9 protein-coding genes and 1 riboswitch are annotated in these 11813 nt (G+C 36.6%); all 9 genes read right to left on the reverse strand.

All coding sequences use genetic code 11. The features are described 5' to 3' along the window. Positions 1-78 precede the first annotated feature (78 nt). Positions 79-1146, reverse strand: coding sequence for a BMP family lipoprotein (locus FH036_RS07685; RefSeq protein ID WP_044791587.1), 1068 nt, complete (start codon positions 1144-1146; stop codon positions 79-81). 90 nt (positions 1147-1236) lie between these two features. After that, on the reverse strand, positions 1237-1962 hold the full coding sequence (locus FH036_RS07690) for a GntR family transcriptional regulator (protein ID WP_000114176.1): 726 nt from the start codon (positions 1960-1962) through the stop codon (positions 1237-1239). A gap of 233 nt (positions 1963-2195) precedes the next feature. Continuing rightward, positions 2196-2297, reverse strand: a riboswitch (purine riboswitch). A 202-nt stretch (positions 2298-2499) separates the two neighbouring features. Continuing rightward, a complete protein-coding gene (locus tag FH036_RS07700) occupies positions 2500-4881 on the reverse strand; it encodes a DNA translocase FtsK (protein ID WP_139895605.1) in 2382 nt (793 codons plus the stop codon). 211 nt (positions 4882-5092) lie between these two features. Then, positions 5093-5296 (reverse strand): YlzJ-like family protein, encoded by a 204-nt coding sequence (locus tag FH036_RS07705; protein WP_044791586.1) that lies wholly within the window; start codon positions 5294-5296, stop codon positions 5093-5095. Continuing rightward, a complete protein-coding gene (gene tepA, locus FH036_RS07710) occupies positions 5293-6042 on the reverse strand; it encodes a translocation-enhancing protein TepA (RefSeq protein WP_000139814.1) in 750 nt (249 codons plus the stop codon). Before tepA ends, FH036_RS07705 begins: the two co-directional genes overlap by 4 nt. 102 nt (positions 6043-6144) lie before the next feature. Beyond that, complete coding sequence (locus FH036_RS07715) at positions 6145-7815, reverse strand: ribonuclease J (RefSeq protein ID WP_000823085.1); 1671 nt, start codon at positions 7813-7815, stop codon at positions 6145-6147. A gap of 767 nt (positions 7816-8582) precedes the next feature. Further along, entirely contained in the window at positions 8583-9461 is an 879-nt protein-coding gene (gene dapA / locus FH036_RS07725; RefSeq protein ID WP_000564761.1) for a 4-hydroxy-tetrahydrodipicolinate synthase, read from the reverse strand. A gap of 11 nt (positions 9462-9472) precedes the next feature. Beyond that, the gene (dapG, locus tag FH036_RS07730) at positions 9473-10705 is read right to left on the reverse strand and encodes an aspartate kinase (protein WP_000692473.1); all 1233 of its coding nucleotides are present in this window, start codon (positions 10703-10705) and stop codon (positions 9473-9475) included. Positions 10706-10728: 23 nt separating this feature from the next. Beyond that, positions 10729-11775, reverse strand: coding sequence for an aspartate-semialdehyde dehydrogenase (gene asd, locus FH036_RS07735; protein WP_000414848.1), 1047 nt, complete (start codon positions 11773-11775; stop codon positions 10729-10731). Positions 11776-11813 lie beyond the last annotated feature (38 nt).

Here is an 11813-nt window from a genome sequence, read left to right on the forward strand (position 1 = left end):
CTAATTACACTCTATTAAAACTATTTTTATATATGCAAAGGTTAGTTCTACGAACTAACCTTTGCTATTTCTCTATTATTATTTCTTTAGAGAAGCTTCATATGTTTTATATTCTTCATCAGTTGCAGGGACTTTAATTTCACCGTCAGTGATTTTCTTCTCAAGCTCTTCGACTTTTGTTAAGATTTCTGGATTTACTTTTTTCACATTGTCAGTAGTTTTCGCAATACCAACACCGTCATCTTTTAATCCGAATTCTTCTACTTTACCGCCTTTTAATTTACCGTCTTTCGCTTCTTGTGCTACTTTTGCTACTGCAATATCAACACGTTTTACCATTGATGTTAAAGTTACGTTTTCAGGCATACCTTCTTGATTTTGGTCACGGTCAACACCGATTACCCAAACGTTTTCACCTTTTTTCTTACGGTTTTTCGCTTCTGTGAATACACCATTACCAGTTGCACCTGAAGCATGATAAATTACGTCAACTCCACCACCGTACATTGCTGAAGCTAATACAGAGCCTTTTTCTGGTTTATCAAATGCATCAGCATATTGTGATACGATTTCGATATTTGGATTTACTGCTTTTGCACCAGCTTTAAAGCCTGATTCAAATTTTGTAATTAATGGGCTTTTTACACCACCAACAAACCCAACTTTATTTGATTTTGTCGTCATCGCTGCTACAGCACCAACTAGGAATGAACCTTCATGGTCTTTAAATGTAATACTTGTTACGTTTGGCTTCTCTACAACTGTATCTACAATCGCAAATTGCTCTTTTGGATATTGTTCAGCTACCTTTGCAATTGATTTTTCCATTAAGTAGCCAATACCAAATGTTGTGTTATAATGATCTTTCGCAAATTTCGTTAAATTCGGGATATAATCCGCATCTTTACTAGATTGAAGATAACGATATCCTTCATTTTTCTTTAAGTCATTGTCTTTACCGAACTTCGTTAAACCTTCCCAAGCTGATTGGTTAAATGATTTGTCATCAACGCCCCCAACATCTGTAACCATACCAACCTTAAACTCTTTTTTGTCGCTACTCGCTTTATCCGAGTTACCACATGCACCTAACACCGCACTTGCTGCTAATGTTAATGATAATAAAAGACCTGTTTTTTTCTTCATACTAGAAACCCCTCCTGAAATGATTTGTCTATTCTTTTATACGCCGCTGTCCCTAACTTCTTGCTGTCACCTCCCTAAAAAGGAACTCACCTACATACGTTTTCTTAATACGTGGAAGCTAAACTTATCAGCTCTAAAGTAATTGATAGAATATAAGATTGGCTCATCATTTTGATCATAGTGCATTTGTTTTAACACTAGCAGTGCCGTTTCCGGTTCACATTCCAAAATCGGTGAGATTTTCGGATGATAGCCAATCGGCTCAATGTGAGCAACTGCGTATGTGATACGTTTGTGCGTATTGTTATGTATCACTGTAAGCAATGATTCTTCGTTGTATCCCGATAAATCTGGCAATATCTCTTTTGCAAGTTTATCGATACAATATACAACAGGTTCCCCATCTGCTGTACGCACACGCTCAATCATCACTGCATTAAAACCATCTTCACTATTAAACTTCTCTTTTTCTTCTTCTGTTAAACTTGTTGTAGATGATGATAAAAAGATAGTTCCTGGTGTTTTCCCCACACTAGAAATCATATCTGTAATACTAGAAAGTTGTTCAATCCCAGAAGAAAATAACGGCTTTGCATTTACAAATGTTCCTACACCATGTCTGCGAATGACAACATTTTCTTCTTCTAAAATACGCAGCGCTTCCCTTAAAGTCGCTCTACTTACACCAAGTTCTTTCGCTAAATCAAACTCTGATGGTAACTTTTGTCTTTCTTTGTAAGCCCCATCTTTAATTTTTTCTTTGATGTGATCAATCACCCGTAAATATAGGTGACGACTATCAGATTTTACTGACATAAGACTCCCCCGCATTTCAATTATTCGACCTCTGATGTAAGACTTCTTTTCTCTTTTTTCAACTTACAACATAATAAAAATTGCTAAATACTAAAAACAGGCATAATTGTCGAATAAATATTAATAATTTTTTAAGATGAAATTTTCACTCTTTACTGCATAAAAAAAACTTTGCACCACAAACATTCCTCATAGCGAGAAAAAGTTCGGCACAAAGATCTCTTACATCCTTTGTTACACACTTTTCCCCTCATAGTCTAGCAATTCATGGTTGCCAGGTAGAAACTTATGGACCTTATCTCCAAGATTATATGAGGCAGTGATTCTTTTCGAAGTAATCTTACCACTTGCTCCCATACGTGTCAACAAAATTTAACATTTTTCTACATTAAATATCGAACATTCACAAAAAACCACACCAAAGTATTCGTATTCTAAAGAATCACCTTAAATGTAAGCCCTTTCTTTTCGCTGAATATAGTATATAACAAAACCAGCATATAAAAAAGCCTAATTGTAAAAACAATTAGGCTTTTTTTATGAACTTTTTTCTTGTACATCATTAATGAGCACTTCTCGTGGTTTACTACCTTCATACGGTCCTACTACACCATTCATTTCCATTGCATCAATTAATCGGGCAGCACGGGTATAACCAACTCTAAACCTACGTTGCAACATAGAAACAGAGGCTGTTTGCATTTCCACTACGAGCTGAACTGCTTCATTATATAATTCATCTTCTACTTCCTGCTTCGTATCAGGAACATCTTGCGGAATCATATCTTCTTGATATTGCGCTTTTTGCTGACCAATAACATATTCTACAACTCTCTCAACTTCATCATCTGATAAAAACGCACCTTGTACACGTACAGGCTTCGACGCACCAATTGGTATAAATAGCATATCCCCACGACCTAGCAGTTTCTCTGCCCCACCGCCGTCAAGAATTGTACGAGAATCTGTTTGAGAAGATACAGCGAATGCAATACGTGACGGAATATTCGCTTTAATAACTCCCGTAATTACATCAACTGATGGACGTTGCGTTGCAATAATTAAATGAATACCGGCAGCACGAGCCATTTGCGCTAGACGCATAATCGCATCCTCTACATCCGACGAAGCAACCATCATTAAATCTGCTAACTCGTCCACAATTACGACAATATAAGGTAATTCCGGTTGTTTCGCTTCTGATTGATTATTATGCTCTTTTATATAATCATTATATCCTTCAATATTTCGCGTACCACTATGAGCAAATAACTCATAACGACGCTCCATTTCACTTACAACTTTTTTCAATGCCTGTGATGCTTTTTTCGGATCCGTTACAACTGGTGTTAACAAATGAGGCACACCGTTATATACATTTAACTCTACCATTTTCGGATCAATCATCATTAATTTTACTTCATGTGGTTTTGCACGCATTAAAATACTAACAATAATACCGTTAATACATACACTCTTCCCGCTACCTGTAGCACCTGCCACTAGTAAATGGGGCATTTTATTTAAGCGGGCTAATACAGCTTCACCTGTAATATCTCGTCCAAGACCAATCAACAACTTCTCTTCTGGATGATTATTAGCCTTAGAATCAAGAACTTCCCTAAGTGTTACCATAGAAACTTCTGAGTTCGGAACTTCAATCCCTACAGCTGATTTCCCGGGAATTGGAGCTTCAATACGAATGTCCTTTGCAGCTAAAGCAAGCGCTAAATCATCACTTAAACCGACGATTTTGCTTACCTTTACTCCCATATCAGGATACACTTCATATTTTGTGACTGCAGGACCTCTATGTACTTTTGTTACTTTCGCTTTCACTCCAAAGCTTTGGAAAGTACGTTCTAATTTACGAGCATTCTCATAAATTTCCGCATTTTCATTTGTAACTTGCTTATTCTTTGGAAATTTCAATATATCAAGCGCAGGAAGCTTGTAATCTTTATTTTCTACATTTGAAAATTGCATAGGAGGTGCTTGTGTTTCCCCCTCTAGCGATTCAACGATTTTTTCTCCACGCTTTTTCTTCGGCTCTTCAACTGGTGGAGCCTCTTCAATAAACGGTGAAGTGATTAACTCTTCTTCCTCTACTTCAATTCGTTTATCCTCTTCTTCATTTACAGGATAATTCTCAGTGAAATTCGAAATAATCGGAGGATCAATTGAGATTTCTTCCATCGGCTCAATAATTTCTTCATGTTCTGCCGCACGTTTGCTCCTTGTGCTTCTTGTTGTTTTTTTCTTTTCTGTTTGTTCAGCCGTTCTTTTGGCTCTCCAATCTTTATAGTCCCCTTGCATCACTTGAAATTGACTTCTAAGAATTCTACCAACTGGAGCTAACACTTCTCCAATATGCTTATTTGTTATACAAAGTATACCGAGAATAACTAAAATAATACCAATAATATAAGCTCCTACTTCGTCAAATAAGAAGTAACAAGTGGCGAACATAAGTGCACCAAACATGCCACCACCTAAATGAACGCTATCTGGCCCTTTTTTCATTTCAAGAAAGAAATTATCTTTCGTACTTACAATAACAGAAGTATTTTGCACTGCTCCATCTTTCGTAAGAAGGTTAAATAATGTAATATGACTAAACATTAATATCGCCAATACTATTAAATAAAAACCGATTAGCCGTTTATTTAAAAGGTTCGGCCATCCACGTTTTATAACGAATGAAACGGATAAAGCTATTACACCTAACACACCAATTATGTACCACTCACCAAAGAAGAAGCGAAAAAATAACACAAACGATTTTCCTACAACGCCTAGCTGTAAAATCGTAATGATTGAAAGTGCAAAAAGAGTTAAACCGACGATTTCATAATACAAAGTTGGCTTTATCGTACGTCTTGCCTTTGCCTTCGTCCCTCTTTGCTTTTGTTTTGCCATTTCTTCACCTCGTGATCTACATATAAGTAAAAATTCCTAAAAAACTCTGCTTATATGTTTGTTTTCTCTATTTTTTCAGGTCTTTATATCTTCTATTTTTACACTTCTTGTAAAATGTTAAATAAACAGAAGAAAGCAGCCCTCTCATGGCTGCTCAACCGTCTTGTTTTTTATATTATACCATAGCTTCTAAACAAAATCCTTCTTTTTGCTAAAAGGTTATTTTCTGTCCCGGCTCAAACTCTAAGTAGTGAAGCGGATTCGTACTTAACACGCGTACAATAGAATAATACCCATGTTCTTCTTCTGAAACCATTAATTCAACACCATTTATATTTAAGACTTTTTGACTTTCACATTGCGAATAATCGGCTGGATACACGAGTTGCTCTGGCATAATTGTATATAAAATCATTGTAACATTGTCCCTTCTGCATGATCATCCGCGCGACCATCTATTAATTCGTTTAATTTTCGAATCGCATTTCCGATACCACCGACATCATCTATAAGACCGTACTTCACTGCATCTCCACCAATTACATTCGTACCAATATCTCGCGTCAAATTCCCTTTCGCAAACATAAGCTCTTTAAAACGATCTTCCGTTACTTTCGAATGCTTCGTCACAAAGCGAATGACTCTTTCTTGCATTTTATCTAAATACTCAAATGTTTGCGGCACACCTATAACAAGACCTGTTAGACGAATCGGATGAATTGTCATCGTCGCAGTTTCTGCAATAAATGAATAGTCTGTAGAAACGGCAATCGGTACACCGATAGAATGCCCTCCACCTAAAACTAAAGATACTGTCGGTTTTGAAAGTGAAGCGACCATCTCAGAAATTGCTAGCCCAGCTTCAACGTCACCTCCAACTGTATTTAACACTAAAAGCAAGCCTTCAATTTTCGGATTTTGTTCAATCGCAACAATTTGCGGAATAATATGCTCATATTTCGTTGTTTTATTTTGCGGTGGCAACTGAACATGACCTTCCACCTGTCCAACAATTGTTAAACAATGAATACGTGATTCATTCATTTGCGGTACATTCGTTTGTCCAAGCTGCTGAATTTTTTCCACTATTGAAGCTTCTTTTCCGGTTTCTTTCGGCTCAGCCTCTTTCTCTTCATTTGTATAACGATCACGTTCTGTCATATCGCATCCCCTTTCACTCGTATATAATTAGTATTTCTTAAGTTATAAATTTCATTCGATAGAGTGAAAAAAGAAAAAAATCACCCGTAAAGGTGATCTTTTTTATACTTCCATAATAATCGGTAAAATCATAGGTTTTCTCTTCGTCTCTTCGTACAAGAACTGTCCTAATAATTCACGAATATTTTGTTTTAACATAGACCATTCAATTGAATATTCTTTAATTGATTGCTCAACAATCATACGTACAATCTCTGTAGAACGGTCAATTAACGCTTCTGATTCACGTACATATACAAATCCACGTGAAATGATTTCTGGACCAGAGATAATTTTCTTTTCATCTTTACCCAGTGTTACAACAACTACTAATATTCCATCTTGAGATAACATTTTTCTATCTCGAAGAACGATATTACCAACGTCACCTACACCTAATCCATCAATTAACACATTGCCAGCTTGCACTTTGCCAACTAAGTTCGCTTCATCGTCACCAAAACCAATTACATCGCCTTTTTCTACAATAAAGATATTTTCTCTTGCAATACCTACATCTTCAGCTAAGTATGCATGTGCTTTTTGCATACGGAACTCACCATGTACGGGTACAAAATATTTCGGTTTCATTAAATTTAACATTAATTTTAATTCTTCTTGGCTACCGTGACCTGAAACGTGAACTTTTCTTTCACCGTAATAAACAACTTCAGCTCCCGCTCTAAATAACAAATCAATAATTTTCGATACAGATATTTCATTACCTGGAATTGGAGATGCCGCGATAATAACCGTATCACCTTTACGAATTGAAATTTGTTTATGAGCTTGCTTTGCCATTCTAGAAAGGGCTGCCATCGGTTCACCTTGGCTACCTGTCGTTAAAATAGCTACCTTTTTCTCTGGGAAATTGTCTACTTCTTGTAGTGAAATAACCATACCTTCTGGAACATCTAAATAACCAAGACGTCTTGCGATATCTACCACTTTCACCATACTACGTCCTACAACCGCTACTTTTCGTCCTGTTTCAGCAGCTGCATCAAATACTTGTTGAATACGATGTACATTCGATGCAAATGAAGCAACGATAATACGTCCTTCTGCGCCGTAGAACACTTTAGAAATTTCTACACCAACTTCTTTTTCAGAACCTGTATAGCCTGGACGCTCAGCATTTGTACTATCAGATAATAAGCATAGAACGCCTTCATTTCCGATTTGAGCCATTTTCCCAAGGTCTGCTCCACTATTTCCAATTGGAGTTTGATCGAATTTAAAGTCTCCCGTATATACGATCGCACCTTTTGATGTATGGAAACAAACACCAACAGAATCTGGAATACTATGTGTTGTTCCAAAGAACGACACCGTTGTAGTATTAAATTCTACTGTTGAATTTGAATCGATTGTTTTTAAATCTACACGGCCTAACATACCCGCTTCGCCAAGTTTTTCTTGTATAAGTCCTACCGTTAATTTCGTTGCATACACTGGAATTGATAATTTACGAAGTACGTAAACAATGCCACCAATATGATCTTCATGACCGTGAGTAATAAATAAACCTTTTACTCGCTCTTGGTTTTCTACTAAATATGTAATATCAGGAATAACGATATCAATTCCAAACATTTCATCTCCCGGGAACATTAACCCTGCATCTACAATAAAGATTTCAGAATCAATTTCAACACAGTACATGTTTTTCCCGATTTCACCTACTCCACCAAGAGCAAATACTTTAACAGACTCATTCTCTTTTCTCTTCATGTTGTTGCCTGGTTTAAAAATCTTTCAAACACTGATTTCACTAAAATTGCAGAGACACCAGGGGAAACTCTACAACCACCATATATTCACCGTCCAAGACGAATGTCCTTACCGTTATGCGATATCATGTCCTTGTTTATTTTTTAAACCAGGTTTCACCTCTCTTTCATTATATAAATCAAATATCTTATTCGATATGATATGAAAATGTAATCAAATTATAATTTTTACCAATTTTGCTAAGCATACCCGTACTAAGCTACTTAGCCATATTATACCTGATACAAGAAATAGAACACAAGTTAAATCGTGCGAAAGAAAAAGGAAAAGAACGCATTCCCAACAAACTTATCGAACTGATGTCCTTTATATTTACTCCGATTTCGTACCCTATATCGTTTTGAAGAAATAGCTATAAATACTCTAAATTTATTTCATAATATAGATTTTCAAGACTTATTTTTCTAGAATTGAACAAAAAAACTTATAAAATGGAGTTTTTTTATGAATTACGTCATATTTGAAGTAATTACTCTCAAAAATAGAATTGGTACTTTATTACGTTTATATAAGCGTTCATTCTATAAATAACTATGACTTTTTAATTCCTTTAAAGAGTTACGATTATTTTCTTTTACATGTTGCAATATATAATGAAAAACCAGTTAATGATCTTATAAAAACATATATAGGTAAGATAAGAAAAGAGAGGGAAAGACTTTCATACAAATAAAAAATGACCTAGTTCTACACTAGGTCATTTTTTATTAACGAGGGATAGATTGCATAACAGATTGTAACGTTACTCTCTCTTCTTCTGTTAACGGAAGAAGTGGTAAACGTACAGAACCTACATCTAATCCAACCATTTGTAATGCTGTTTTTACTGGTGTTGGGCTTGGCGCCATAAATAATGAATCCGTTACTCTTACAAGTAATTGATGTAATTTTTGCGCCTTCTTAAATTCACCTGCTTGGAATGCTGCAATCATTTCTTGCATTTCATTTCCGATAACATGAGATGCTACAGAAACGATACCTTTCGCTCCAACTGCCATAGCTGGTAACGTTAAACCGTCATCACCGCTGTATACTGCAAAGTCGTCCGCTGTTTTTTCAATGATTTCTGTCATTGTTAACACATCGCCGCCTGCATCTTTAATCGCAACAATGTTTTCTATTTCTGATAAACGAACAACTGTATCAACGGAGATTTGTACAATAGATCGTCCTGGAACGTTATATAGCATAACCGGAAGTGGCGTGCTTTCAGCAATTGCTTTAAAGTGCTGATACATTCCTTCTTGACTCGGTTTGTTATAATACGGTGCTACTAGCATTACTGCATCAACACCAACCTCTGTTGCTTTTTTCGTTAAGTCAATAGAAGCATGCGTATTATTGCTACCTGTTCCAGCGATTACGGGCACCCTTTTATCGACAACAGATACGACATGGCGATATAACGCTACTTTTTCTTCTGAAGTTAATGTAGGAGATTCTCCTGTCGTTCCTCCTACCACGATTGCTGTTGTACCGTTATCAATTAAATAATTTACCAATTTCGTTGTCTTTGCAAAATCGATATTGCCGTTTATATCAAACGGTGTTACCATCGCGGTTGCAATTGTCCCAAAATCTATCATGGTCTCACTCCTTATTGTTCCAGTTGCTTTTCTTTTGAAAGCTCAAACGCACTATGTAATGCATTTACAGCCTCCACTAAATCAGTTTCTTTTACAAGAACCCAAATAGTTGTATGACTATCTGCTGATTGCAGAATTTGAATACCTTTTTCAGCTAAAGCTGTAACGATTTTCGCAGTAACCCCTGGGTATCCTGCCATTCCAGCTCCTACAATAGATACTTTCGCACAATGCTCTGTCACAATTGGCTCATATCCAAGGTTTTGTAATAGTTCAACTGCACGATTTGATACATTATCACTCACCGTATAAGCTACCCCAGTAGGTGAAATGTTAATTAAATCGACACTGATTCCTTCATTCGCCATTTCTTTAAACACATGCTGCTGCAAATCATATGCTGTTTCTTTTGCAAGTACTTTAATTTGCGTCACATTTGATACATGTGCAATACCTGTAACAGGACGTTCTTCTACATCACGGCCTTTTGTAGCGCCGTCAGATGCTGAAATAAGCGTGCCTTCACTATCAGAGTACGTAGAACGTACACGAAGCGGTACTTTTGCATGCATCGCAATTTCAACTGCACGTGGATGAACGACTTTTGCACCTTGGTATGCCATGTTACAAATTTCGTTATACGTTACAGTTTGAAGATGACGTGCATCTTTTACAATGCGAGGATCCGCAGTCATCACACCTTCTACATCTGTGAAGATATCGATATATTCAGCATGAAGCGCAACACCTAAAGCTGAAGCTGAAGTATCACTACCTCCGCGTCCAAGTGTTGTCGTATCACCTTTTTTCGTTTGTCCTTGGAATCCTGTCACAACGATTACATCTACATTTTCTAGCTCTTCGTGTATACGATCACAATTCATTTCAATAATCTTAGCATTTGTAAAATCATCATTTGTTACAAAACCAGCTTGTGCACCATTTAATGCTGCCGCTTTTATACCGTTCTCATTTAACATGTTAGAGAAAACGATTGCTGAGATTAATTCTCCGCATGATAATAATAAATCTTGCTCACGATTAGAAATGTGAGATTCCTCTTGATTTACAAGACTTAACAACGTATCAGTTGCATATGGTTCACCTTTACGGCCCATAGCAGATACGACTGTAACTACTTTATAACCCGCATCTAGCGATTTTTTTATATGATGAAGCGCATGCTTACGTCCATTTTCATCACGTACAGATGTGCCACCAAATTTTTGAACAATAATTTTCATATTTTGCACCTTCTCTTAGCCGTTTACACTAATTGTAATTTTACTAAGCGCTCTGCAATTTGAACAGAATTCCATGCAGCGCCTTTTAATAAGTTATCAGATACGACCCAAAGATGGAATCCTTTATCGTTATTTAAATCTTTACGGATTCTTCCAACGAATACTTCGTTTTTACCTACTGCAGTAGCTGGCATTGGATATAATTGCTCTTCTGGGTTATCTTGCAGAACGATACCTTCCGCATTTGCAAGTAAGTTCTTTAATTCCTCTACTGTTACGCCTTCTTTTTCTACTTCAATGTAAACAGACTCAGAGTGACCTGATACAACTGGTAAACGTACACATGTTGCCGCTACTTCTAGCTCTGGCATATGCATAATTTTTTTCGTTTCATTAATCATTTTCATTTCTTCAAATGTAAATCCATTATCTTGGAACTTATCAATCTGTGGAATCGCGTTGAAAGCAATCGGGAAATGTTTCTTATCACCTGATACAGGTAAAACATTCGCCTTTACTTCTTCACCATTTAAGATTGCTTGTGATTGTTCATGAAGTTCTTCAATCGCTGCCGCACCAGCACCTGATACAGCTTGATATGTGGAAACGATTACTCGTTTTAAACCATATTGCTGACGAACTGGCTCAAGAGCTACTACCATTTGAATTGTAGAACAGTTTGGATTTGCAATAATACCGTTATGTTCTTTTAAGTCGTTTTCATTTACTTCAGGTACAACAAGTGGCACGTTTTCTGTCATACGGAATGCACTTGTATTATCAACAACAATCGCACCGCGCTTTGCTGCTTCTGGCGCTAATTGTTTTGATACAGATCCACCAGCACTAAATAATGCGATATCTACTCCTTCAAAACTTTCAGGAGTTGCCTCTTGAACTGTAAATTCTTCGCCTTTAAATACAAGTTTCTTACCTGCAGATCGTTTAGATGAAAGTAACGTTAACTTCCCAATTGGAAATTCTCGTTTCTCTAAAGTATTTAACATTTGTTCACCAACTGCGCCGGTTGCTCCAACTACAGCGACATGAAAAGTTTTTTGCTTTTCCATCACTATGCCCCTTTCTAGATACCAATCCTTCTATAACT

Origin of the sequence: Bacillus sp. CD3-5 (assembly GCF_006349665.1) — a bacterium.
Lineage (GTDB): Bacteria > Bacillota > Bacilli > Bacillales > Bacillaceae_G > Bacillus_A > Bacillus_A paranthracis.

Coding starts and splice junctions, on each gene's coding strand:
- dapA (WP_000564761.1), bottom strand. CDS start 9,461: ATGATAGATTTTGGGACAATTGCAACCGCGATGGTAACACCGTTTGAT.
- FH036_RS07700 (WP_139895605.1), bottom strand. CDS start 4,881: ATGGCAAAACAAAAGCAAAGAGGGACGAAGGCAAAGGCAAGACGTACG.
- FH036_RS07685 (WP_044791587.1), bottom strand. CDS start 1,146: ATGAAGAAAAAAACAGGTCTTTTATTATCATTAACATTAGCAGCAAGT.
- tepA (WP_000139814.1), bottom strand. CDS start 6,042: ATGACAGAACGTGATCGTTATACAAATGAAGAGAAAGAGGCTGAGCCG.
- FH036_RS07705 (WP_044791586.1), bottom strand. CDS start 5,296: ATGATTTTATATACAATTATGCCAGAGCAACTCGTGTATCCAGCCGAT.
- dapG (WP_000692473.1), bottom strand. CDS start 10,705: ATGAAAATTATTGTTCAAAAATTTGGTGGCACATCTGTACGTGATGAA.
- FH036_RS07690 (WP_000114176.1), bottom strand. CDS start 1,962: ATGTCAGTAAAATCTGATAGTCGTCACCTATATTTACGGGTGATTGAT.
- asd (WP_000414848.1), bottom strand. CDS start 11,775: ATGGAAAAGCAAAAAACTTTTCATGTCGCTGTAGTTGGAGCAACCGGC.
- FH036_RS07715 (WP_000823085.1), bottom strand. CDS start 7,815: ATGAAGAGAAAAGAGAATGAGTCTGTTAAAGTATTTGCTCTTGGTGGA.